Annotated in this window: 25 protein-coding genes; 10 read left to right on the top strand and 15 right to left on the bottom strand. The window is 74.3% G+C overall.

The genetic code is table 11. The features are described from left to right. Positions 1-337: 337 nt before the first annotated feature. From NPS70_RS01480 to NPS70_RS01470, 3 genes are all read left to right on the top strand, one after another. Complete coding sequence (locus tag NPS70_RS01480; RefSeq protein ID WP_256521797.1) at positions 338-1,573, top strand: SAV2148 family HEPN domain-containing protein; 1,236 nt, start codon at positions 338-340, stop codon at positions 1,571-1,573. Between the two features lie 132 nt (positions 1,574-1,705). Beyond that, a complete protein-coding gene (locus tag NPS70_RS01475; protein ID WP_256521793.1) occupies positions 1,706-2,035 on the top strand; it encodes a hypothetical protein in 330 nt (109 codons plus the stop codon). Between the two features lie 161 nt (positions 2,036-2,196). Continuing rightward, positions 2,197-2,910 carry an exonuclease domain-containing protein gene (locus tag NPS70_RS01470; RefSeq protein WP_256521792.1) on the top strand — a complete coding sequence of 238 codons (714 nt, stop codon included), beginning with the start codon at positions 2,197-2,199 and terminating at the stop codon, positions 2,908-2,910. A gap of 67 nt (positions 2,911-2,977) precedes the next feature. On the opposite strand, the gene NPS70_RS01465 is transcribed toward NPS70_RS01470, so the two are convergent. Next, on the bottom strand, positions 2,978-3,838 hold the full coding sequence (locus NPS70_RS01465; RefSeq protein WP_256521791.1) for an aminoglycoside phosphotransferase family protein: 861 nt from the start codon (positions 3,836-3,838) through the stop codon (positions 2,978-2,980). A 161-nt stretch (positions 3,839-3,999) separates the two neighbouring features. Between NPS70_RS01465 and mgt the strand changes: the two genes are divergently transcribed. After that, entirely contained in the window at positions 4,000-5,217 is a 1,218-nt protein-coding gene (mgt, locus tag NPS70_RS01460; protein ID WP_256521790.1) for a macrolide-inactivating glycosyltransferase, read from the top strand. 129 nt (positions 5,218-5,346) lie between these two features. On the opposite strand, the gene NPS70_RS01455 is transcribed toward mgt, so the two are convergent. Next, positions 5,347-7,605 carry an MMPL family transporter gene (locus NPS70_RS01455; protein WP_256521788.1) on the bottom strand — a complete coding sequence of 753 codons (2,259 nt, stop codon included), beginning with the start codon at positions 7,603-7,605 and terminating at the stop codon, positions 5,347-5,349. 417 nt (positions 7,606-8,022) lie between these two features. On the opposite strand from NPS70_RS01455, the gene NPS70_RS01450 reads away from it, so the two are divergent. From NPS70_RS01450 to NPS70_RS01425, 6 genes are all read left to right on the top strand, one after another. Further along, on the top strand, positions 8,023-9,225 hold the full coding sequence (locus tag NPS70_RS01450) for a S8 family peptidase (protein WP_256521786.1): 1,203 nt from the start codon (positions 8,023-8,025) through the stop codon (positions 9,223-9,225). A gap of 305 nt (positions 9,226-9,530) precedes the next feature. Next, entirely contained in the window at positions 9,531-9,767 is a 237-nt protein-coding gene (locus tag NPS70_RS01445) for a hypothetical protein (RefSeq protein WP_256521784.1), read from the top strand. Continuing rightward, positions 9,760-10,149, top strand: a complete 390-nt coding sequence (locus NPS70_RS01440) for a nuclear transport factor 2 family protein (RefSeq protein ID WP_256521782.1) — start codon at positions 9,760-9,762, stop codon at positions 10,147-10,149. The genes NPS70_RS01445 and NPS70_RS01440 overlap by 8 nt, the downstream gene beginning before the upstream one ends. A 114-nt stretch (positions 10,150-10,263) precedes the next feature. Next, positions 10,264-10,896 carry a DsbA family protein gene (locus tag NPS70_RS01435; protein ID WP_256521780.1) on the top strand — a complete coding sequence of 211 codons (633 nt, stop codon included), beginning with the start codon at positions 10,264-10,266 and terminating at the stop codon, positions 10,894-10,896. A gap of 239 nt (positions 10,897-11,135) precedes the next feature. Continuing rightward, complete coding sequence (locus NPS70_RS01430) at positions 11,136-11,387, top strand: DUF6400 family protein (protein ID WP_256521779.1); 252 nt, start codon at positions 11,136-11,138, stop codon at positions 11,385-11,387. Then, positions 11,374-11,604 carry a hypothetical protein gene (locus NPS70_RS01425; RefSeq protein WP_256521776.1) on the top strand — a complete coding sequence of 77 codons (231 nt, stop codon included), beginning with the start codon at positions 11,374-11,376 and terminating at the stop codon, positions 11,602-11,604. Before NPS70_RS01430 ends, NPS70_RS01425 begins: the two co-directional genes overlap by 14 nt. 73 nt (positions 11,605-11,677) lie before the next feature. Here the strand turns inward: NPS70_RS01425 and NPS70_RS01420 are convergent, their stop codons facing one another. The 13 genes from NPS70_RS01420 to NPS70_RS01365 form a co-directional block, all read right to left on the bottom strand. After that, the gene (locus NPS70_RS01420; RefSeq protein WP_256521774.1) at positions 11,678-12,421 is read right to left on the bottom strand and encodes a sirohydrochlorin chelatase; all 744 of its coding nucleotides are present in this window, start codon (positions 12,419-12,421) and stop codon (positions 11,678-11,680) included. A gap of 8 nt (positions 12,422-12,429) precedes the next feature. Next, entirely contained in the window at positions 12,430-13,332 is a 903-nt protein-coding gene (locus tag NPS70_RS01415) for an ABC transporter permease (protein ID WP_256521772.1), read from the bottom strand. Then, the gene (locus tag NPS70_RS01410; RefSeq protein WP_256521771.1) at positions 13,319-14,110 is read right to left on the bottom strand and encodes an ABC transporter ATP-binding protein; all 792 of its coding nucleotides are present in this window, start codon (positions 14,108-14,110) and stop codon (positions 13,319-13,321) included. Before NPS70_RS01410 ends, NPS70_RS01415 begins: the two co-directional genes overlap by 14 nt. A 31-nt stretch (positions 14,111-14,141) precedes the next feature. Continuing rightward, positions 14,142-15,251 (bottom strand): aliphatic sulfonate ABC transporter substrate-binding protein, encoded by a 1,110-nt coding sequence (locus NPS70_RS01405; protein WP_256521765.1) that lies wholly within the window; start codon positions 15,249-15,251, stop codon positions 14,142-14,144. 227 nt (positions 15,252-15,478) lie between these two features. Then, positions 15,479-16,819: a sulfate adenylyltransferase subunit 1 gene (locus tag NPS70_RS01400; protein WP_256521763.1), complete on the bottom strand. Its 1,341-nt coding sequence runs from the start codon at positions 16,817-16,819 to the stop codon at positions 15,479-15,481. 2 nt (positions 16,820-16,821) lie between these two features. Continuing rightward, on the bottom strand, positions 16,822-17,757 hold the full coding sequence (gene cysD, locus NPS70_RS01395) for a sulfate adenylyltransferase subunit CysD (RefSeq protein WP_256521761.1): 936 nt from the start codon (positions 17,755-17,757) through the stop codon (positions 16,822-16,824). A 121-nt stretch (positions 17,758-17,878) separates the two neighbouring features. Further along, on the bottom strand, positions 17,879-18,445 hold the full coding sequence (gene cysC, locus NPS70_RS01390; protein ID WP_256521759.1) for an adenylyl-sulfate kinase: 567 nt from the start codon (positions 18,443-18,445) through the stop codon (positions 17,879-17,881). After that, complete coding sequence (locus tag NPS70_RS01385; RefSeq protein ID WP_256521756.1) at positions 18,445-19,140, bottom strand: phosphoadenylyl-sulfate reductase; 696 nt, start codon at positions 19,138-19,140, stop codon at positions 18,445-18,447. The genes cysC and NPS70_RS01385 overlap by 1 nt, the downstream gene beginning before the upstream one ends. Beyond that, positions 19,137-19,316, bottom strand: a complete 180-nt coding sequence (locus NPS70_RS01380) for a hypothetical protein (protein WP_256521754.1) — start codon at positions 19,314-19,316, stop codon at positions 19,137-19,139. Before NPS70_RS01380 ends, NPS70_RS01385 begins: the two co-directional genes overlap by 4 nt. Continuing rightward, positions 19,313-21,010, bottom strand: a complete 1,698-nt coding sequence (locus NPS70_RS01375) for a nitrite/sulfite reductase (RefSeq protein WP_256521752.1) — start codon at positions 21,008-21,010, stop codon at positions 19,313-19,315. Before NPS70_RS01375 ends, NPS70_RS01380 begins: the two co-directional genes overlap by 4 nt. A 115-nt stretch (positions 21,011-21,125) precedes the next feature. Then, positions 21,126-21,209: a putative leader peptide gene (locus NPS70_RS28830; protein ID WP_360643994.1), complete on the bottom strand. Its 84-nt coding sequence runs from the start codon at positions 21,207-21,209 to the stop codon at positions 21,126-21,128. A gap of 211 nt (positions 21,210-21,420) precedes the next feature. Beyond that, entirely contained in the window at positions 21,421-21,987 is a 567-nt protein-coding gene (locus NPS70_RS01370) for a GNAT family N-acetyltransferase (RefSeq protein WP_256521750.1), read from the bottom strand. Positions 21,988-22,111: 124 nt separating this feature from the next. Continuing rightward, positions 22,112-23,425, bottom strand: a complete 1,314-nt coding sequence (locus tag NPS70_RS01365; protein ID WP_374211914.1) for a GAF domain-containing protein — start codon at positions 23,423-23,425, stop codon at positions 22,112-22,114. Positions 23,426-23,620 lie beyond the last annotated feature (195 nt).

The raw sequence follows: 23,620 nt of genomic DNA, 5'->3' as shown, positions 1-23,620 counted from the left end.
ACTATCGGCCAAGATCCTCCCCCAAATCGGGGCAAGCTCCTAGGACCTTCGACATTCCGGTCGTCCGGGTCAACCCGGTGCCGCGGCCCGCCCCCTGCCCGGCCGGGCGCCGGCGCCCCCTGCGCCCCCGTCCGGGCGCCGCCCCCGCCCCGGGGTGCCGGGGTGGCGCCGACGTCCGTGAATCCGCTCACGGAACCTGCCCGACCTGCCCGGAACGGTCTTCACAATCAGGGGAGTTGATAAACAACCCCTGCCATCGGGCTGCACCGGATCCCGCTCCCGGAGTAGGCTCCTTGATCGTCAAGATCGGCGTACAGGAGCAGAAGGCGGTGCGTGGGTGAGCTCGGGAGGGCTGGAGCTACCCCCCGGTGACGCGGGTCACGAGGGAGAGGACTCCGCCGAGATCCCGCCAGGTGCGGTCTCGCTCGCGCGGCCGATCGAGATCGGGGCGGAGCTGGCGTGGGGGGCGGACGCCTGGAGCGAGGTGCGCACGCGCGCCCAGCGGGCCGGCCGGGCCTACATCTGGCTGAATCTGGTGGAGCAGCGGCTGAGATCCGTGGTCGCCGCGGTCCTGCGGCCGGTGTACGACCCGGTGCACGGCGAGGACTGGGTGGTGGCGGCGGCGGGTCCCGCCGGTCAGGAGTGGGTGCAGCGCGCGGTCGCCGTGCGGGAGGTCTCCCGCCGCAAGGGGTACCTGCTGGACCCGGCGGACGACAACGTCCTGTCCTTCCTGACCCTGCCCCAGCTGCGCGAGCTGATGGTGCAGCACTGGCCCTGCTTCGAGCCCTACTTCGACGACCGCCGGGAGGTCGAGCTCGCCCTGGACGAGCTGGAGGTCGCCCGCAACGTCGTCTCGCGCAACCGCGCCCTCAACGAGGCCGTCCTCGCCCAGGCCGAGCGGGCCTCCGCGCGGCTGCTGGAGATACTCGGCGGCGGTACCGGGGCGCCCTCCGCCGAGCGGCTCCCCGTCGACGCCGTCGAGGACCTGGTGGGCGACCGGTACGCCGACGTGGTCTCCGTCCATCCCGACCGGGTGCGCCTGCAGCGCCAGCTCCCGGCCGAGGACCTGTTCGGCGGGGCGCGCCGCCTCGACGCCATCGGCATAGGCCTGAACCTGCTGGTGCAGAACTTCTCGGGCCGCAGGCTGGTCCGGCTCGCCGAGTCCGGGTGCCGCGTCCGGCTCCTCTTCCTCAACCCGGCGAGCAGCGCCGTCAAGCGGCGCGAGCGGGAACTCGGCCTCAGGAAGGGCGAGCTGAGCCGCACCGTGGAGATGAACATCCTGCACGTGCGCCGGGTGCGCGCCCGGCTGAAGGACCCCGGGGCCTTCGAGATCCAGGTCTTCGACGAGACCCCGCGCTTCACCGCCTACCTGGTGGACGGGGACGGCCCCGGCGGGCTGGCCGTCGTCCAGTCCTATCTGCGCCGCGCCCGCGGCATGGAGGCGCCCGTGCTGGTCCTCCGCGGCGGGGGGCGGGCGGTGGTGCGCTCCGACGAGGAACTCGACACGGGCCTGTTCCAGACATATCGCGAGGAGTTCGAGTCGGTCTGGGCCGATTCCCGCCCGGTGTCCTGAACCGCGCGCACCATGGTCCCGTGGGTCCCGGCGCGGCGGCCGACCACCGGTCGCGCGGGACCGCGCGCCGGGGGCGCGCGCGGCGGGCCGCGGGGCGGTCCGGCCACCGGTACCGGGGGACGGGTGAGGTCGGTGGACAGGACGCGGGTGTCCGTGGCGCGCTGGTGCGAGGACGTCGCCAGGGCCGGACTGGACGAGATCCGGACCCTCGCGGAGAGCGCGCCGCCTCCCGCGAGGGAGCACTGGCGCAGGGTCGAGGTCATCGCCGACACCTGCCAGCGCATCCCCTGCGGCGTGCGGGGCCACGGCCCCGTCGCGGACATCCGCCTCCGGCGCGCCCTGCGCCGGGCGTGGTCGGCCACCCCGGCGGAGGGGCGGCGGTGGCTGCGGCACTGCTCGGACTCGCTGGACTACCCGGTGCCCCGCCCCGTCGGCAGGCTGCTGCGCGACGGCGGCCGCTGAGCGCGGGCGGGCCGCGCCCGGGCGGGAGCCTCCCGCCGGGGCCGGGGCCGGGGCCGGGGCCGGGGCCGGAGCCCGGCGGACGGGCCGGCGCCGGTGTCAGTGCGGCGTGCGAGGGTGAGGATCCATCGGGGCGCACCGCGCTCGTGGAGGAGGGGGGCGTCATGTCCTGGCACGGTGGACCGCTCGTCGGGTTCGACCTGGAGACGACCGGCACGGATGTCGAGTCGGACCGCATCGTCACGGCGGCGGTCGTGCGGCTGGAGCCGGACGGCACGGTCTCGCGGGAGCGGACCTGGCTGCTCGATCCCGGAGTGGCGATACCCGAGCAGGCCTCGGAGATCCACGGCATCACGACCGGCCACGCCCGGCAGCACGGCGTCCCGGCGCCGTCCGCGGTCGAGGAGATCACCGGTGCCGTGGCCGAGGTGCTGCGCTCGGGCACGCCGCTGGTCGTGATGAACGCCCGCTACGACCTGTCCCTGCTGGACCGGGAGTGCCGTCGGTACGGCCTGAGGTCGATCAGCGAACGGCTGGGTGTGCTGCCGTCCCCGATCCTCGACCCGCTGGTGCTCGACAAGCACGTCGACCGGTACCGCAAGGGCAAGCGCGCCCTGCACGCCCTGTGCGCGCACTACGGCGTGCCGCTCGACGACGCCCACGACGCCCGGGCGGACGCGGTGGCCGCCGTCCGCGTGGTGCGGCGCATGGGGGAGCGCCACCGCCCCGTCGGGGCGCTGTCCCTGACGGACCTGCACGCCCTCCAGGTGCGCGCGGCCGCCGCCCAGTCGGCCTCGCTCCAGTCCTATCTGCGCCGGACCACGAACCCCTCGGCCGTCGTCGAGCCGGCCTGGCCGGTCATCCCGCGGAGCCGGTGACGGGCGTGTCCGGGGCGCCCGCCGGGTGGGCCGCTCCCGCCCCGCGCACCCGCGCGCGGGTGCGCCCTCAGAAGGGGTGCCAGCGCACCTCGGTGTCGCCGTGCCGCAGGGAGTCGACCCGGCGGCGGAACTCGGTCCGTGCCGCCGGGTTGGCCGGAGTGTGCTGGGCGACCCACGCGCAGCTGGCCGTCTCGCGCGCGCCCCGCAGCACCGCGCAGCCCTCCCAGTCGCGCACGTCCCAGCCGTAGGCCGCGCTGAAGGCCGCGTAGGCCGCCGGGTCCAGGCCGTAGCGGTCCCGGGAGAGGGCCATCACGACCAGGTCGTGCTCGCGCAGGTCGCGGGAGACGGTCTCCAGGTCGACCAGCACCGGGCCGTCCGGGCCCACCTGCACGTTGCGCGGCAGGGCGTCGCCGTGGATCGGGCCGGGCGGCAGGTGGGGGACGAGGGCGGCGGCGGCCCGCGCGAACCCGTCGCGGCGCTCGCGCAGATAGGCGGCGTCCTCGGCGTCGACGGCGTCCCCGGCCAGTCGCAGCCACCGCTCCACGCCCCCGAGGAGGTCGCGCGGCGGGAGGGTGAACGGCGGCGCGGGCAGGGCGTGGAGGCGGCGGAGCAGCACGGCCAGGTCGGCCGGGGCGGCGGGCCGCACCGGCGGGGGCAGCCGCCGCCACACCGTCACCGGGTGGCCGCGCACCAGCCGGGCCCCGGGCTCGGCGGCCCGCACCGCGGGCACCCCGGCCTCGGCGAGCCACGCGGCCACGGCGAGCTCCCGCTCGGCCCGGGGCAGCAGCTCCCGGTCCCTGCCCACCCTGACGACGACGCCGCCGATGCCGAAGACCGCGTTCTCGCCGAGCGCCAGCAGTTCCGCGCGCTCCGCGCCCGACGCCAGCCCCGCCGCGGCCAGCACGCCGCGTGCCCGTGCCTCGTCCATGTCCCGCCCGCTCCCGATGCCGCGCCCGTCGCGATACGGCCAGTCTCCCACCCGGCCGGTGGCACCGCGGCTGCCCGGCCGCACGGGCGGTCCATCGGTGCTCCGGACCACGGAGCGGAAAACTCTTAGACGAGACGTATCGTCTCGCCTAAGGTGGGGGCATGACACCAGCCGCCCCCGCCCACCTCGCCATGTTCTCCATCGCCGCCGCGGGCCACGTCCGTCCCAGCCTGGAGGTCGTCCGGGAACTCGTGCGCCGCGGTCACCGCGTCAGCTACGCGATTCCGGCCCCGTTCGCCGACCTGGTCGCCGCCACCGGCGCCCGGCCCGTGGTCTACCCCTCCACCCTCCCCACCGACCAGGACCCCGAGCGGTGGGGGACGGAACTCATCGACCACCTGGAACTCTTCCTCGACGACGCGGTCCAGGCGCTGCCCCGGCTCGCCGACGCCTTCGCCGGGGACGAGCCGGACCTCGTCCTCCACGACATCACGTCCTACCCGGCGCGGGTGCTCGCCCACCGCTGGGCCGTTCCCGCGGTCTCCCTCTCCCCGAACCTGGTCGCCTGGGAGGGGTACGAGGAGGAGGTGGGCGAACCGGCTCTCGCCCCGATGCGCGCCACCGACCGCGGCCGCGCCTACGGCGACCGCTTCACCGCCTGGCTGGCCGCGAACGGCATCCACCGGCACCCGGACGCCTTCGTCGGCAGGCCCCGCCGGAGCCTCGTCCTGATCCCCGAGGCCCTCCAGCCGCACGCGGACCGGGTCGACCGCTCCGTCCACTCCTTCGTCGGCTCCTGCCAGGGGGAACGCGCCGACCAGGGGACCTGGGAGCGGCCCGCGGGCGCCGGGAAGGTACTCCTCGTCTCGCTCGGCTCGGCCTTCACCAAGCAGCCCGCCTTCTACCGCGCCTGCATCGAGGCCTTCGGGGACCTGCCCGGCTGGCACACCGTCCTGTCCGTCGGACGCCACGTCGACCCCGCTGAACTCGGCGCGGTACCGCCGAACGTGGAGGTGCACCGCTGGGTTCCCCAGCTCGCGGTGCTGCGCCAGGCCGACGCCTTCGTCACCCATGCGGGCGCGGGCGGCAGCCAGGAGGGGCTGGCCACCGGCACCCCCATGGTCGCGGTCCCCCAGGCGGTGGACCAGTTCGGCAACGCGGACATGCTGGTCGGCCTGGGCGTGGCCCGGCGGCTGTCCACCGAGGAGGCCACGGCGGAGAGGCTGCGGGAGGCGGTGCTCTCGCTGGTCGGGGACCCGGAGGTCCCCGTGCGGTTCGCGGAGATCCTCCGGGGGATGGCCCGCGAGGGAGGGGCGCCCCGTGCGGCGGACCTGGTCGAGGCCGAACTCGCCGGCCGCGCGGCCGGTTCGACGGCCTGACCGCACCGCCCCGGACGGCGGCCGCCCCGTCCTCCCCGGACGGCACGCCCGCCCCGCCCGGGGACGAGAACGGCGCCCCGGCCCGTGGGGAGGGGCGGGGCGCCGCGGGCACCGGAGCGGATACGGGGGTCAGATCCGCGCCGGTGCCGGCTCCTCGCCCCGCGCCTCCTCGGCCGCCGCGGGCGCTCCCGGCGCCTCGTGCGACAGGTCGGGCAGCCAGCGCAGCCACGCCGGCAGGTACCAGTTGGCTTCGCCCAGCAGCGCCATCACCGCCGGCAGCAGCACCGCGCGGATGACGGTGGCGTCGATCAGCACGGCCACGGCCAGGCCGACGCCCATCTGCTTCATCGACTGCATCGACAGCGTCCCGAAGATGGCGAAGACCGCCACCATGATCACGGCGGCGCTCGTCACCACGCCCGCCGTGGTGACGACCCCGTGGGTGATCGCCTCGCGGGTCGTCCGCCCCTGCATCCGGCCCTCGCGGATCCGGGACACCACGAAGACGTGGTAGTCCATCGACAGGCCGAACAGGATGACGAACAGGAACAGCGGCAGCCAGGCGATGATCGCGCCCACGCCCTCGGCACCGACCAGTGAGGCGCCCCAGCCGTGCTGGAACACCGCGGTGAGGATGCCGTACGCCGCCCCCACGGACAGCAGGTTGAGCAGGATCGAGGTCACCGCCACCGCCAGGGAGCGGAAGGAGAGCAGCATCAGCACGAAGGCGAAGACCACGACGAAGGCGAACACCGGCGGCGCCGCGTCGGTGAGCTGCTCGTTGAAGTCCAGCGACCCCGCCACCTGGCCGGTGATCGGCGCCTCCACCCCGTCCACCGCGCCCAGGGTCGCCGGCCGGACCTCGTCCCTCAGCAGCAGCAGGCTCTTCTCGGCCCTCTCCTGGTCCGAACCGCCCACCAGGGGAACGGAGATGAAGGCGATGTCCTTCCCGGCGTCCGTCACCACCTCCACCGGGCCCTCGGAGGCACCGGAGGAGACGGCCTGCTCGCGGAAGGCGGCGATGGCCTCCTGCACCGGCTGTGCGTCGATGTCCCCGGCCCTGACGACCACCTGCGCGGGGTCCGCCCCGCCCGGGAACGCTTCGTTGATCCGCTCGTAGGTCGCCACGATGGGCAGGGAGTCGCCGAACTCCTGGTCCAGGGTCAGGTTCTGGGTCTTCATGCCGAGTGCCGGGAGGGCGACGGCCACCAGCGCCCCGCCCGCCACGGCGAGCGACAGCAGCGGGCGCCGCAGCACACCGCCGAGGACGGCCGTCCAGAAGCGGCTCTCGCCGCCGCGGCCGCCCGCGCCCTTCCTCAGCCGGGCCAGGAACGGCACCCGGCCCTTCTCCACCCGCTCGCCGAGGAGGGACAGCAGCGCGGGGAGCACGGTCACCGAGCCCACCATGGCCACCGCGACCACCATCAGCGAGGCGAGCCCCATGGACTGGAACTCGCCGATGCCGGTGAACAGCATCCCGGCCATGGCGACGCACACGGTGACACCGGAGACGACGACGGCGCGGCCGCTGGTCGCCGCCGCGACCAGGATGGCGGTGCGCGCGTCCCGACCGGCGGCCCGCTCCTCGCGCTCGCGGCGCAGGTAGAACAGGCAGTAGTCCACACCGACGGCGAGGCCGACGAGGAGCATCATCGAGTTCGCCGTGTCGCTCATGGGCTGGATCTGGCTGACGACGCCCATCAGCCCCATCGTCGCCATGATGGCCGTGATCGCGAGGACCACCGGGAGCAGGGCCGCGACCAGGGCCCCGAAGGCGATCAGCAGGATGCCGAGGGCCACTGGCACGGCGGAGTACTCGGCCTGGGTGAAGTCGTCGGCGAAGGCGTCGTCGAAGGTCTTGTTCATGCTCGCGCTGCCGATCTCCTCGATCCGCAGCGTCCCGGCGTGCTCCTCCTGTACCTCGGCGACCGCCTCCAGGACGGTGCCCACGCGGTCGGGTGCCGTCTCGGGGTCGCCCTTCATGTCGAAGGCGACCAGAGCGCTGCGCCCGTCGCGGGAGATGCTCCCGGAGTCGTAGGGCGAGACCACCGCGGTGACCTCGCCGGTCTGCCGCACGGCCGTGACGACGGCGTCCACCGCGCTGCGGAAGGCGGCGTCCTGAGAGGTCAGGGTGTCGTCCTCGGCCTGCACCAGGACGGTTTCCCCCGCCGGTTCGACGATGCCCGCCTCGTCCACGATCCGGTCGGCCTGCGTCGTCTCGCCGCGCAGCTGGCCGTTGCCCAGCTCCTCGGTGCCGGTCGCGCCGCCGGCGAGCACGGACACCACCACGAACAGCACCCAGATGCCCACGGCGGCCCACCGGTGCCGCGCGCTCCAGCCGCCCGCCCTCGCGGCGAACCCGCGAGGTCCTCCTTCAGCTCTCCCCATGCCGGGCTCGTCCCCTCCGTGCTGCGCCTGCCGACCGGCACGGCGCCAGGGGGCCGTGCCACAACGCCACGACGGTAGGGGAGCCTCCCCCGCCTCCTCGTCGTGCCAGCCGGTGACCCGGTGGGCGCGCCCGTCCTCCCTGCGGACGGGGCCACCCCTGAGTCCCGAGCCCCATGTCCCTTACACCGAGCGGCAGTTGCGCTGCCTGCCGCCCGGGCACCGGCATCCGTACTGCCTGTCGCGGAGGTGGGCGGGTCCGGTCGAGTTTGTGTCAAGAAACCTTGAGGGAGCTGTCAGAGGTGGATGAAGCGCTTGATCCGGCATGGCCGATCGGTCAGGGTTTCGAGTCAGTCCCCGCAGATTCTTCTCCGCGGGGGCCTTCCCCCCACACAAACGATGACGAGGAGACCCCTCTTCATGGCAGATCACAAGCGCTCGAACGCGAGGACGAAGCTCACCGCGGCGGCCACCGCGGTCGCCGCCGCGGCCGGTGCGACCTTCCTCGGTACGTCCTTCGCCGGTGCGGCCCCGCCGGCCGAGGGCACCGTCTACGGCGCGAACGCCGAGGGCGCCGTCGCGGGCAGCTACATCGTGCTGCTCGACGAGAAGGCCGACAAGAAGGACCTCGCGAAGGAGTACGGCGGCACGCTCCGCCGCGACTACAGCTCCGACATCAACGGCTTCTCCGCCGACGGCCTGTCGGGCACCGAGGCCAGGCGCCTCGCCGCCGACCCGGCCGTGGACAAGGTCGTGCAGAACAAGAGGTTCACCATCGACGCGACCCAGACCAACCCGCCGTCGTGGGGCCTGGACCGCATCGACCAGGCCGCGACCGCGGGCGACGCCTCCTACACCTACCCGGACGGCGGGGGCGAGGGGGTGACGGCCTATGTGATCGACACCGGGGTCCGCATATCGCACGAGGACTTCGAGGGCCGCGCCTCCCACGGCTTCGACGCGATCGACGGCGACGCGTCCGCGGACGACGGCAACGGCCACGGCACCCACGTCGCCGGCACCATCGCCGGCGCGGCGCACGGGGTCGCCAAGAAGGCGGAGATCGTCGCCGTCCGGGTCCTCGACGACAACGGCTCGGGGACCACCGAGCAGGTCGTCGCCGGCATCGACTGGGTGACCGCCAACCACCGGGGGCCCTCGGTGGCCAACATGAGCCTCGGGGGCGGCGCCGACGAGGCCCTGGACGAGGCCGTCCGCAAGGCCGTCGCCTCCGGCGTCACCTTCGGCGTCGCCGCGGGCAACGAGTCCGCCGACGCGGGGCAGGTCTCCCCGGCCCGGGTCGCGGAGGCCATCACGGTCGCCTCCTCCACCGACCAGGACACCCAGTCCGACTTCTCCAACCACGGTGCCGCCGTGGACCTGTACGCGCCGGGCTCGGACATCACCTCGGCCTGGAACGACAGCGACCAGGGCACCCGGACCATCTCCGGCACGTCCATGGCGACCCCGCACGTCGTCGGCGCCGCGGCCGTCTACCTCGCCGGCCACCCGGACTCCGCGCCCGCCGAGGTCGCGGCGGCGCTGCTCGCCGGGGCCACGCCGGACGCCGTCTCCGACCCGTCCCCGGGGACGCCCAACAGGCTGCTGAGGATCGTCGAGTAGGGCCCGTTCCCCCACACCGGACCGGCGGCCGCCGTGCCCTCCCCCACGGGGCACGGCGGCCGTCCGGGGTGTGCGCTCCGGGCGAGGCGCCCCGTGGTCCGCGCAACCCGTCCGACGGGTGGGGACCCCGCCCGGAGGGCCGCAACGGCACCGCGGCGGCGGGCGGGCCCGCCCGCCGGGGGGTGCTCCTCCGGGAGAGGGCGGGCGGAAGCCGTCCGTGACGGGCCCGGCCGCCTGCCCGTCCACCGGGTGACATCCGCGCAGGCCAGACCGTCAACTGCTGCCGGAGCACTAGGGTATGGGCCATGACAGCCAGTTACGCGGCGCTGCTGCGCGGGATCAGGGCCGACGGCGCGAAGAGGGTCCCCGAGGCCGGCCTGCGCCCGCTCCCGGCGGACAGGGGCCCGCGCGACGTCTCGGCCGGGCCGGGCCGCTCCGTGGGCGCGGCGGCCCAGCCCGGCCCCGCGATCCGCCCCGGCGCCGTCGCCACCACGCGCGACGGGAACGCCGCGCGCAGGCCCGCGGAGGCGAGCCGTGGCTGAGCGGTGGCCGGACGCGGTGGGCGCGGCGATCGAGGCCGAGCTCCGGCTGCTCGACCCGGCCGTGCGGGCCTCGCCCGAGCTGCTGGCCGAACTCCTCCACCCCGAGTACGAGGAGTACGGCACCTCCGGTCGGCTGTGGACCCGCGCGTCGATCATGGAGGCCCTGGGCGAGCGACGGACCCCCGTGCCCCGCCCGATCGCGACCTCGCGGATGAGGGGGGCTCAACTGGCCGAGAGCGTCGTGCATCTGACCTTCGACACCGAGTCCGGGGGCCGTCGGGCCCACCGCAGCTCGGTATGGCGTCTGACGGAGGGCGTGTGGCTGCTCTACTTCCACCAGGCGACCCGGTTCGAGGCGGCCGGTACGGACGGCGCGCACTGACCCGGTCGCGGGCCGCCGCGCCGGTGGCGCGTCCCCCGGGGTGGGGAATGGCCCAGGGAAAGGGCCGCCAAGTGGCCCGGACGGATGCGCCACCGGCTGGCTAGAGTCCCGGTCATGATCACAACTGACAGCCCCGAGACCGCCCGCACCACCGTCGACGTCTACTTCGACCCGGTCTGCCCGTTCGCGTGGATCACCTCGCGCTGGCTCCTGGAGGTCGAGCGCGAGCGTCCGGTCGAGCTGCGCTTCCGTCTGATGAGCCTCTACCTCCACAACCTCGGCAACGAGCTGCCCGAGTGGTACCGGGACCTCGTCGACCGCTCCCTCGGCGTGGTCCGCGTCGTCGCGGCCGCCGCCCGGGAGCACGGGGACGAGGTGCTGCGCGAGCTGTACACGGCGCTCGGGACCCGCATCCACCGCGAGAGGAACCAGGACTTCGACGAGGTGGTCGCCGCCTCGCTGGCGGAGCTCGGGCTCCCCGCCGCGCTCGCCGGGGCGGCGCACGACCCCTCGTACGACGACGCCGTCCGCGACAGCCACGACCGGGGCAAGGACCCGGCGGCCGACGGCTATGTGGGGACCCCGACCCTGCACGTGGACGGCACCGTCTGGTTCGGGCCCGTGTTCAACTCCGTCCCGCGGGGCGAGGAGGCGGCGCGGCTCTTCGACAGCTTCCGGGTGCTCGCGGGCCACGCCGACCTCTTCGAGCTGAAGCGCACCCGTACCGGCTCGCTGGTCCTCGACTGAGTGCGGCAGCGCGGGCCCGCGGCCGGGGGGAGCGGCCCCGCGGCCTTGTGCGATCCCTCACAGCCGAGCCCGGAAGGTAGGGCGTTTTGTCTGGTTATAGCCGATTGTGGGTGCGGTGGGTCGACAGTCCGCTTCGCGCCGTGACCACCCCTCCCAGCTGACGCTTCCTCGGTTCCGCCGCCCTTGGTAGACACGACGGGACCCACCGGACCGCCGAGGAACCAGCCCGAGGAACCAGCATGAGCCACCACCGCGAAGCGGAACTCCGCTCCTTCGGGTTCGACCTGACCCACCACGAGGCCGTCCGCCGCGCCGCCGTGGTCACGGCGATCGGCGACGGCTGGGACCCGGGCGCCGTGCTGGCCGGCGAGGAGGAGGCGCACCGCCTGCTCTACTCCGGACTGGACGAGGACCAGCAGCGGACCTACGACCGCCTGGTCGCCGCCGGAGTCCTCCCCGCACGGGACGGAGACGGCCGTGCTGCCGATTGACCCCACCGCGGACCTCGGCAGGCGCGCCTGGGTGCCCTGCCCGGGCTGCGCCGACCACCGGGGCTGCACCGTCTGCGCGGGCGGCCGGACCTGCCGGGACCACTGGCGCTACCTGCTGTCCCACGAGGGCAGCAGGCTCCACCTCCAGTGCCCCGGCTGCACCCATCTGTGGGTGCACGAGAGCGGATTCGGCGCGGGCGGCCCCTCCCGGGCCTGAACCCGCGGCGGCCAGCTGCCGGCCCACGGCGGGTCCTGCCGCGCCCGGGCCTGGCCGGCCCGCGCAGGCTCCCTCAGGCCGTGTCCCGCAGCACCCGCCCCGCCCCGGCCACCGCGCCGTCGTGGCGCTCCAGCAGCAGCCGCGCCAGCTCCGGTGCCGCGCCCAGGACCCCCGCCAGCACGTCCGCTCCGCGGGCCCCCTCGGCGATGCGGTCCGGCAGCCGTCCCGGTGCGAGCACGTACGGCACGACCGCCACCCGCGCGCAGCCCTCCGCGCGCAGCTCCCGCACCGCGTCCTCGGTCCGGGGAAGGGATGCGGAGGCGAACGCGGGCCGCACGGCGCACCAACCGGTGTGCCGCAGCTCCCGCGCTGTGTCTGCGATCACCGCGATCGCCTCCGGGTCGGTGGAGCCCGCCGACGCCAGCACCAGGCCGGTCGAGCCCTTGTCGGCCGGGCCGAGCCCGGCCTCGTACAGCCGCCGGTGCACGGCCTCCAGCAGCAGCGGGGAGGGGCCGAGCACCTCGGCCTGCCGGATCCGCAGCGACGGAGGCGCCGACCGCAGCACGGCCGGGATGTCCGCCTTGGCGTGGAACGCGCGGGTCAGCAGCAGGGGCAGCGCCACCACCTCGCGCACCCCGTCGGCCGCGAGGCGCTCCAGCACCCGGGGCACCGACGGGGCGTTGAAGTCGAGGAAGGCCACCTCGGCGCGCAGCCCGGGCCGCAGCGACCGCACGGCCCTCAGCAGGGCGTGCACGGTCGCCGCGTGCCGCGGGTCGCGGCTGCCGTGGGCGACGGCGAGGAGGACGGGAGCGCTCACGGGGTGGCTCAGCCCTTCACGAGCAGGCCGCGGCTGCGCAGCACCCACCGCTCCAGCGGACTGAAGACCAGCAGGTCGATCGCGATGCCGACGACGAGGATGAGCAGGATGGCCAGGAACACGCCCGGCATGTCGAAGTTGTTCCGGCCGTTCTCCAGCAACTGGCCCAGGCCCAGCCCGAGGTCCGGCGAGGAGGCGATGATCTCGGCCGCCATCAGCGAGCGCCAGGAGAACGCCCAGCCCTGCTTCAGCCCGGACAGGTAGCCCGGCAGCGCCGCGGGCATCACGATGTGCCAGGTGCCCCGGAGCCCGGTGGCCCCCATCGTCCGGCCCGCCCGCAGGAACAGCGGCGGCACCTGGTCGACTCCGGACACCAGGCCGTTGGCGATGGAGGGGACCGCGCCGAGCAGGATGACGGTGAACATCATCGCGTCGTTGAGCCCGAGCCAGATCACCGCCGGCGGGACCCAGGCCACCGAGGGGAGCGACTGGAGCCCGGACAGGATGGGTCCGATCGCGGCCCGCACGAACCGGACCCGCGCGACCAGCAGACCCAGCGGCGTGCCGATGGCCAGCGCCAGCAGGAAGCCGAGCAGGCCCCGGGACACGCTCGTCCACACCACGTCCAGCAGCGTCCCCTGGAGCCACATCTCGCGGACCCCGTCCCACACGGCGGACGGCGGCGGCAGCTTGTAGGACTCGGTCACCTCCGCGGCGACCAGCAGCTGCCAGACCAGGAGCACCAGCGCGACGGCGACCACCGGCGGGAGCACCTTCCCGACGAGCACCTGCCGCAGGGGCGCGCGCTGGCTCTGCACGGTGTCGAGCGCGTCCAGCCCCGCCTCCAGACCGGCCAGGTCGTCGGGCATGGCCCGGCCCTTCGCGGGCGCGGGTGTGTCAGTGCTGGCCATGGCGGCGGATCTCCCCACGCAGTTCTTCGGTGATCTCGACGGAGAGCTCCGCCACGGCGGCGTCCTCGATACGGCGCGGCTGGTCGATGCCCACCGTCCATTCACGGGCGACGCGCCCCGGGCGCGAGGACAGCAGCACGACCCGCTCGGCCAGGCGCACCGCCTCGCGCACGTTGTGGGTCACGAAGAGCACCGACAGCCCCGTCTCGCTCCAGATGCGGGTCAGTTCGTCGTGCAGCACGTCGCGGGTGATCGCGTCCAGGGCGGCGAACGGCTCGTCCATCAGCAGCAGCTCGCTGTCCTGCGCCAGCGCCCGCGCCATGGCCACCCGCTGGCGCATCCCGCCCGACAGCTCGTGCACCCGCTTGCGGTGGGCGCCGCCCAGGCGGACCAGGTCGAGCAGCCGCTCGGCCTCCGCGCGGCGCTCGGACTTCGCCACCCCGCGCAGCTTGAGCGCGAGCTCGATGTTCCTGCCGGCCGTCAGCCAGGGCAGCAGCGCGTGCTCCTGGAACATCAGCGCCGGACGGCCGCCGGGCGTGGCGATCGACCCCGAGGTGGGGCGGTCGAGCCCCGCGACCAGGTTGAGCAGCGTGGACTTTCCGCACCCGGACGCCCCGAGCAGGGTGACGAACTCGCCGCGGCCCACGTCGAGGGTGATGTCGTCGAGTACCTGCTGCCGCCCCGAGGGTCCGGCGAAGGACTTCGAGACGTGCTCGATCCGGGCCGCGGGCGTGATGGCCGCGCCGGGTTCGGCGGCTCGGGTGGTCGTGATGGCCATGGTCGTCACCTCCTGGGAAACGTGGTTCGGGTTACCTGGCGCCGAGGCCCGCGTCGCCGACCGCGGGCCTGCCCTCGGCCGCGAGGACCGTGTTGAGCGGGCGCAGGTCGTAGATGCCGTCGAGCTCCGGGTCGGCCAGCAGTCCGGCGTCGGCGGCCCAGGCGGCCTGCGTCCTCAGCGTCTCGGCCAGCGGGTCGTCGGTGACCTTGATCGACGGCCAGGCCGCGTCCAGGACCGCGGAGGGCAGCGGCTTGCCGGACAGCCGCTCCAGCGCCCGGTTCGCCGCGGCCTTGGCCTGGTCGGGGTGCGAGTCGATCCAGTCGTTGGTGCGCACCGTGCCGCGCAGCACGGCCTCCACCACGTCCGGGTGCTCCGCAAGGAACCGCTGGGAGACGACGATGTTGGTGATGACGAACTCCCCGTCCGGCCACAGCCCCGCCTCGTCCAGAAGGACCTCGCCGCCGAGGGCGACCAGCTGGGAGGCGGTGGGCTCGGGCACCCAGGCGCCGTCGATCGAGCCCGTCCGGAAGGCGCCGGGGGTCACCTTGTTGTTGGACCGGACCACCGACACGTCGCCCTCGCCGCTCTCGGGGTCCACGCTCCAGCCCTGCTCGCCGATCCAGTGGATCAGCGCCACGTCCTGCGTGTTGCCCTTCTGCGGCGTGGCGATCCGCTTGCCCCTGACGTCGGCCGGTGTGCGGATCGCGTCGGGGTCGACCACCAGCTTCACGCCGCCCGAGGCCGCGCCGCCGATGATCCGCAGATTGCCGCCGTGGGACCTGGTGTACCCGTTGACCGACGGCGAGGGCCCGAGGAAGCCGATGTCGACGCTGCCCGCGTTCAGCGCCTCGACCGCGGACGGTCCGGCGTTGAAGGTGGTGGCCGACAGACGCGTCCCGCCGAGTTCCTTCTGGATCAGGCCCTTCTCGACGCCGACCAGCGCGGTGGCGTGCGTCAGGTTCGGGAAGTAGCCGACCCGCACCTCCCCGGCCGAGAGCTGCTCGCCCTCGGGCGCGAACGCGGCCTGTTCCTGCTTCGGCGCCTGGGAGCCGTAGCCGCAGGCGGTAAGCGCCGCGGCGAGCAGGGGCAGGGCGAGCGCCGCGGCGAGGGCGCGGCGCGTGGCGGAACGGATGCCTGGCACGGGAGGCTTTCCTCTCGTCGGCCCGGTGCTACGTCCTCGCGGACGCTGCCGGGTCGTGTTCGTCGGGGGGTCTTCGGCGGTGCGGGGGCCGGGTACGGGGGCGTCGGAGCGCCACCCGTACCTGCGTCATCGCGCACATCGCGCCACCCCGCCGGTGCCCGCGCCGAGCACCCCGCTGCCCACGCGTCCGCCCTCCTTGGCGAAGGTGGCGTAGACGTCGGCCGCCATCAGAAGTCCCAGCCCTCGTCGTCGGCGCCGGGCGCCTCGGCGGGGGCGGCGAAGGACTCGCCGGCCATCCCGGCCGCCAGCGTGGTCCCGTCGGCCGGGTCGATCAGCAGGAACGAGCCGGTGCGGCGGGAGTGCGCGTAGGAGTCCATGGGCAGCGGCTCGGCGGTGCGCACGGTGACGCGGCCGATGTCGTTGGCGACCAGGCTGCCCGGTGCCGGGTGCTGCGACAGGTCGTCCAGGGTGAGCCGCGAGGGGATGTCCTTCACGATGGCCTTGACCGTGCGGGTGGTGTGCTTGAGCAGCACCCGCTGGCCCACGGCGAGCGGCTGGTCGGCGACATGGCAGACCGTCGCCTCGACGTCCTGGGTGGTCGCCGGGGCGTCGGCGCTCGGCACGATGACGTCGCCGCGCGAGACGTCGATGTCGTCCGCGAGCAGCAGCGTCACGGACTGGGGCGTCCACGCGACGTCCACCGCCTCGCCCAGCAGGTCGATGCCGCTGACGGTGGTGGTGCGGCCCGAGGGCAGCACCGTCACCTCCTCGCCCACCCGGAAGGCGCCGGCGGCGATCTGGCCCGCGTAGCCCCGGTAGTCGGGGTGCTCCGCGGACTGCGGCCGGATCACGTACTGCACCGGGAACCGGGCGTGGCAGCCGGTCAGGTCGTGGCTGACGGGGACCGTCTCCAGGTGCTCCAGGACGGTGGGCCCGGCGTACCAGTCCATGCGCGCCGACGGCTCCACGACGTTGTCCCCGGCCAGGGCGGAGATCGGGATCGCGGTCACCTCGGGCACGCCCAGCTCGGTCGCGTAGGCGGTGAACTCCTCGGCGATGGAGCCGAAGACGCCCTCCGCGTAGTCCACCAGGTCCATCTTGTTCACGGCCAGCACCACGTGCGGCACGCGCAGCAGGGCGGCGATCGCCGCATGGCGCCGGGTCTGCTCCACCACGCCGTTGCGGGCGTCCACCAGGATCACGGTCAGCTCGGCGGTCGAGGCGCCGGTCACCATGTTGCGGGTGTACTGCACGTGCCCCGGCGTGTCGGCCAGGATGAAGCGCCGCCGCGGCGTGGCGAAGTAGCGGTAGGCCACGTCGATGGTGATGCCCTGCTCCCGCTCGGCGCGCAGGCCGTCGGTGAGCAGCGCCAGGTCGGGTGCCTCCTGGCCGCGGGAGCGGGAGGCGTGCTCCACGGCCTCCAGCTGGTCGGCGAGCACGGACTTGGAGTCGTGCAGCAGACGTCCGACCAGGGTCGACTTGCCGTCGTCGACGGAGCCCGCGGTGGCGAAGCGCAGCAGCGTGGTCGCCGACACCTGGGCGGCGAGCTGCTCGGTGGTGCTGGTCATCTCTAGAAGTACCCTTCGCGCTTGCGGTCTTCCATCGCGGCCTCGGACAGCTTGTCGTCGGCGCGGGTGGCTCCCCGCTCGGTGAGCCGGGAGGCGGCGATCTCCGCGATCACGGCGTCGAGGGTGCCGGCGTCGGAGTCGACGGCGCCCGTGCAGGACATGTCGCCGACGGTGCGGTAGCGCACCAGGCGCTTCTCGACGGGCTCCGTGTCCTTCGGCCCGCCCCACTCGCCGGCGGTCAGCCACATGCCCGAGCGGCTGAACACCTCGCGCTCGTGGGCGAAGTAGATCTGCGGGAGCTCGATCCGCTCGCGCTGGATGTACTGCCAGACGTCCAGCTCGGTCCAGTTGGACAGCGGGAACACCCGCACGTGCTCGCCGGGGGCGTGCCGCCCGTTGTAGAGCTGCCACAGCTCGGGGCGCTGCCGGCGCGGGTCCCACTGGGAGAACTCGTCGCGCAGGGAGAACACCCGCTCCTTGGCCCGGGCCTTCTCCTCGTCGCGGCGCCCGCCGCCGAACACGGCGTCGAAGCGGTGCTGCTGGATGGCCTCGGTGAGCGGCACGGTCTGCAGCGGGTTGCGGGTGCCGTCCGGGCGCTCCCTGAGCACCCCCCGGTCGATGTAGTCCTGCACGGAGGCGACGTGCAGCCGCAGCCCGTGCCGGGCGACCGTGCGGTCCCGGTACTCGATGACCTCGGGGAAGTTGTGCCCGGTGTCGACGTGCAGCAGCGAGAACGGCACGGCGGCCGGGGCGAAGGCCTTCAGCGCCAGGTGCAGCATGACGATGGAGTCCTTGCCGCCGGAGAAGAGGATCACCGGCCGTTCGAACTCGCCCGCCACCTCGCGGAAGATGTGCACCGCCTCGGACTCGAGCGCGTCCAGGTGGGACAGGGCGAACGGGCTGTCGGTGCCCTCGTGGAGCGTGGCGACGGTCGTCACAGCCGACCCCTTTCCTGTTGCTGGGCTTCTTCGCCGGCGCGGGCTGCGCCGCCCGCGCGGTGCCGGGGGTGCGCGGGCGCGGTACGCCCGGCGGGGCGCGGTCCGGCGGCCGCGCCCCGCCTCACAGCAGGCCCCTCTCGGCCAGCAGCGCGCGGACGGCCGCGGCCGACTCCTCGACGGTCTGGTCCTGGGACTCGATCCGCAGGTCCGGCGACTCCGGCTGCTCGTAGGGGTCGTCGACGCCCGTCAGCCCGCTGATCTCGCCGGCTGCCTGCTTGGCGTACAGGCCCTTCACGTCGCGCTCCGAGCAGACCTCCACGGGGGTGGCCACGTGGATCTCGACGTAGGCCGTGCCCTCCTGCTGGTGGCGCTTGCGCACGGCCTCCCGGCTGTCCGCGTACGGGGCGATCACCGGCACCAGCGCCAGCACGCCGTTGGAGGCGAGCAGTTCGGCGACGAAGCCGATCCGCTGCACGTTGACGTGCCGGTCCTCGCGGCTGAACCCCAGTCCCGCGGAGAGGAACTCGCGGATCTCGTCTCCGTCCAGCAGCTCGACCCGGCGGCCCTCGGCGCGCAGCCGCCGCGCCAGCTCACGGGCGATGGTGGTCTTGCCGGCGCTCGGCAGACCCGTGAGCCAGATGGTGGCTCCGGTCACGTCGTTCTCCCCTGGGTTCAGGTCGTTCGTCATCAGCCGTGCAGTCCGCACTCGGTCTTGCCGCGTCCGGCCCAGCGGCCCGCGCGGGCGTCCTCGCCGTCCAGCACCCGGCGCGTGCAGGGTGCGCAGCCGACGGAGGCGTAGCCGTCTGTGAGCAGCGGGTTGGTGAGCACACCGTGGGCGGTGACGTAGGCGTCCACGTCCTCCTGCGTCCAGCGGGCGATCGGGGAGACCTTGACCTTCCGCCGCTTCTCGTCCCAGCCGACCACCGGGGTGTTCGCCCGGGTGGGGGACTCGTCGCGGCGCAGGCCGGTCGCCCAGGCGTCGTACCCGGCGAGGCCGTCCCGCAGCGGCGCCACCTTGCGCAGGGCGCAGCACAGGTCGGGGTCGCGCTCGTACAGCCGCGGGCCGTACTCGGCGTCCTGCTCGGCCACCGTGCGGCGGGGCGTGAGGGTGATGACGTTGACGTCCATCACGGCCTCGACCGCGTCCCGGGTGCCGATGGTCTCCTCGAAGTGGTAGCCGGTGTCGAGGAAGACGACGTCCACGCCGGGCAGGGCGCGCGAGGCGAGGTGGGCGACGACCGCGTCCTCCATCGAGGAGGTCACGCAGAAGCGCGGCCCGAAGGCGTCGGCGGCCCAGCGCAGCACGTCGAGCGCGGGGGCCTCCTCCAGCTCCCGGCCCGCCTGCTCGGCCAGGGTGCGCAGGTCCTGCTGGGCGGTGGTCACAGGTCGTCCCTTCCGTTGCCGTCGGAGCGCACACCCCGGGCGAGGAGCCCGAGGAACTTCAGCCGGAAGGCGCGGTTGCAGGCCGCGCACTCCCAGGCGCCGTGCCCCTCCTCGCTGGGGCGCAGGTCCTCGTCGCCGCAGTAGGGGCAGTAGAACGGGGCGGCTCGCTCGCTCACGACAGGGCCTCCTCGGGGGCGCGGGCCGCCCAGGTGGCGAAGCGCTCGCCCTCGTGGCGCTCCTCGCGGAAGCGGGTGAGCACCCGCTCGACGTAGTCCGGAAGCTCGGCGGCGGTGACCTTCAGCCCCCGGACCTTGCGGCCGAACGCGGGGTCGAGGCCGAGTGCGCCGCCGAGGTGGACCTGGTAGCCCTCGACCTGGTTGCCCGCCTCGTCCAGGACCAGCTGGCCCTTGAGCCCGATGTCCGCCACCTGGATGCGGGCGCAGGCGTTGGGGCAGCCGTTGATGTTGATGGTGATCGGCTCGTCGAACCCGGGCAGGCGGCGCTCCAGTTCGTCGATGAGGCTGGAGCCCCGGCCCTTGGTCTCGACGATCGCCAGCTTGCAGAACTCGATGCCGGTGCAGGCCATCGTGCCGCGGCGGAACGGCGACGGCCGGACCTGCAGGTCGAGCGCCTCCAGCCCGGAGACGAGGGAGTCGATCTGCTCCTCCGTCACGTCGAGCACGATCATCTTCTGCTCGACGGTGGTCCGCAGCCGGCCCGAGCCGTGCTCCTCGGCCAGGGCGGCGATCTTGGTCAGGGTGGTGCCGTCCACCCGGCCGACGCGCGGTGCGAAGCCGACGTAGTAGCGGCCGTCCTTCTGGCGGTGGACGCCGACGTGGTCGCGCCAGTGCTGGACGGGCTGCGCGGGGGCGGGGCCGTCGAGCAGCGGCCGGCCCAGGTACTCCTCCTCCAGCACCCGGCGGAACTCCGCCGCGCCCCAGTCGGCGACGAGGAACTTCAGACGCGCGCGGTTGCGCAGCCGGCGGTAGCCGTAGTCGCGGAAGATGGACACGACGCCCTCCCAGGCGTCGGGCACCTCCTCCAGCGGGACCCAGGCACCCAGGCGCACGCCCAGCTTGGGGTTGGTGGACAGGCCGCCGCCGACCCACAGGTCGAAGCCGGGGCCGTGCTCGGGGTGGTGCACGCCGACGAAGGCGATGTCGTTGATCTCGTGCGCCACGTCCAGGAGCGGGGACCCGGAGATCGCGGTCTTGAACTTCCGCGGCAGGTTGGAGAAGTCCTTGTTCCCGACGTAGCGCCGGTGGATCTCGTCGACGGCGGGGGTGCCGTCGACGATCTCGTCCTCGGCGATGCCGGCCACGGGGGAGCCGAGGATGGTCCGGGGGGTGTCGCCGCAGGCCTCGGTGGTGGAGAGGCCGACGGCCTCCAGGCGCCGCCAGATCTCGGGCACGTCCTCGATGCGGATCCAGTGGTACTGGACGTTCTGCCGGTCGGTTAGGTCGGCGGTGCCGCGCGCGAACTCCTCGGAGATCTCGCCGATCACCCGCAGCTGCTCCGTGGTCAGGCGGCCGCCGTCGATGCGCACCCGGAGCATGAAGTACGAGTCGTCCAGCTCCTCCGGCTCCAGGATCGCGGTCTTGCCGCCGTCGATCCCGGGCTTGCGCTGGGTGTAGAGGCCCCACCAGCGCATCCGCCCGCGCAGGTCGGCGCCGTCGATGGAGTCGAACCCGCGGTGCGCGTAGATCGTCTCAATGCGTGTCCGCACATTGAGACCGTCGTCGTCCTTCTTGGTCTGCTCGTTCGCGTTGAGCGGGGTGTGGTGGCCCATGGCCCACTGACCCTCGCCACGGTGGCGTCCGGCCTTGCGTCGGGGCGTGGCGGCGACGGGCTTTTCCGGGGTGGCGGCCATGGTGATGAATCCTTCGAGAAGGCAGGAGGGCGGCTCTGAGCTGCACACTCGCGAGAAGAGCGCGACGGTGCGCAGGGCGGGGTGGTGACGAGGGGGATCCGGCGGTGCTGAGCTCTCAGCAGGCCTGACAGATGGCGCTGGACATGCGGCCGAGGTCGACGTGCCGCCGACTCACCAAGGCAATTCCAGTGCTGGACATGACGGAAGCGTGTCATGGGACTTTGGACCCAGTCCACCGCTATCCGGAATGTGGACACTGCTGTCTCGTATGGCGAGACGCTGTGTCGTGGGTCACCGCGGCGCGGACGGGCGGCGGCGCCGGCCGTCCGCGGGCCGCGGGGGCCGCGCGGGACGGGCGCGGCGTGTACGGGGGTGGGGGAGCGGGCTCAGCCCGCGCGACCGGCCCGGGCTCAGAGGCCGGAGCCCGGCCACGGCCCCGGCGTGGTCACCTCGTCCTCCTCGGCCACCGCGGTGTCGAAGAGCCGGAACCCGCGCCGCAGGTAGTTGTCCATGGCGTGCGGCCCGTCCTTGGAGCAGGTGTGCAGCCACACCCGCGACGTGGCCGGCAGCCCCGGCCAGCGCTCCGCCAGGTCCCAGGCCCGGGCGGTCCCGTGCGCCAGGAGATGGCCCCCGATGCGGCGTCCGCGGAAGGCGGGGACGAGGCCGAAGTACACGATCTCGACCGAGCCGCCCTCCTGCGCCTGGAGCTCCACGTACCCGGCGGGCGTGCCGCGGTCGTAGGCCACCCAGGTCTCCACCCCGGGCTGCTCCAGCCACTTCCGCCACTCCGCGTAGGTCATGCCCAGGCGGTCGGTCCAGCGGATGTCGCCGCCCACCGCGGTGTAGAGGAAGCGGCTGAACTCGGGCGAGGGGACCTCGGCCCGGGTGATCCGGATGTCCCCCTCGGGAGCGGAGGCGGGGCGCTGGTCGGCCGGCGAGGTCTGCTCCAGGGACCATGTGGTGACGGTGATGCTCATGGGCGCCAGGGAACCATGCCGCCCCCCGTCGGCCCAACACGGGGTGCGGTGGGACCGGTCGCACGCCGCCCGGCGGGCTCCCCGGGCTCCCGCGGCCGGACCGCCCCGAGGCGCCCCCGGCCGCTCACGGCGCGGGCTTACGGGCGGCGGGTTCCGGCCCCGTGCGGGCCCGTCGGACCGCGGGGGCCGTCGAGTGGGGCAGCAGGTCGCACGGGTGCTCCGGCAGCACCACCTCGACGTCCACCTCGTCGGCGATCCGGTACGGCCGGTGGGCCAGCACCTGCGCCAGACGGCGCCGCAGCCGGGACATCTCGGCCCGCACCGTGACCGTCCTGGTCGGGTCCGCGAACAGGTCCTGCGCCAGCTGGGCGGCGCTCAGCCCCGCGCGGTTGCGCGCCAGCAGGTAGAGCAGCTCGGCGTGGCGGGGGCTCAGCTCGTACGTCCAGTCGCCGGCGGCGCCCGACAGGCGCACCGACGGCCGGTGCCGGCGGCTCAGGTCCAGGACCACCCGGCCGGGCGCGGCGGCATCCGCCTCCGCGCCGTCGTCCACGCGCACCAGCCATCCCCCGGGCAGCGGTTCGAGGGTGCACATGCCGAGCGGCGGGAGCCAGGTGCGGCCCGCGCGCGGCTGCCGGGGGAGGGCGAGCCGGTCCGGGGGCGCCATCCCCGTCACCGCGGCCGGCCAGCCGCGGTCGTCCACCGCCAGCGCACGTCCGCCGACCCGGCCCAGCAGCGGCGCGGCCACCGAGCGCAGCCGCTCCAGCGCCTCGTGGTGGCGGGTGCGCAGCTCGGCCTCCGCGAGCCCCGCCACGGCCGTGACCAGAGCGAGCATGGCCGGATGCATGCTCGTCAGCGGCCCGCTGACGTCGACGGCACCCAGCAGCCGGCCGTCGCGCGGGTCGATCACCGGTGCCCCCGCGCAGGTCCAGGTGTGGTGGGAGGCGACGAAGTGCTCCGCGGAGTGCACCTGCACCGGCCGCCGCGTCACCAGCGGCGTGCCCACCCCGTTCGTGCCGACCTGGTTCTCCGCCCAGTCCGCGCCCGGGACGAAGCCGTGGGCGTCGCCCTTGCGGAGCACCGCGGTACTGCCCTCCCGCCACAGCAGCCGGCCGTCGGCGTCGGCCACCACCATGATGTGCCGGGCCGCCTCGGACACCGACAGCAGGCCCGCCCGCAGCACCGGCAGCACCTCCAGCAGGGGGGAGGAGCGCCTGCGCCTCTCGATCTCGTCCAGCCCGAGGATCCCCGAGCGCCGGTCCCGGTCGGGGTCGACGCCGCTGCTCAGCATCCGCCGCCAGGACTCGTCGATCTCCGTGCGAGGGCCCACCTCGGGCCGCAGCCCGGAGAGCGTCGCCAGACGCACCTCCCTCAGCAGCCGCGCCGCCTCCGTCGCGTCCATCACGGCCAGCCTGGCCAGGTCGAGTGTCTTGTGCGGCACGGGCCCTCCTTCGACGCCCCCGGCGGCGCGGTGCGGTGGTACGGCACCCATCCTGCCCTGCGGGCGGACGGCACCCGCCGCGGACCTCCCCCCAGGATGCAACCTTCTGCAACCGTCGCGGAGCGGCGAGCCCCTGTACGAGGCTGGCGGGGCACCGGTTCGCCGGTACCGGGGGTGGTGCCGTGTCGGCGCAGC

Source organism: Streptomyces sp. C10-9-1, assembly GCF_024497955.1.
Classification (GTDB): domain Bacteria; phylum Actinomycetota; class Actinomycetes; order Streptomycetales; family Streptomycetaceae; genus Streptomyces; species Streptomyces sanyensis.
This window is presented reverse-complemented; position numbering and strand designations above follow the sequence as displayed.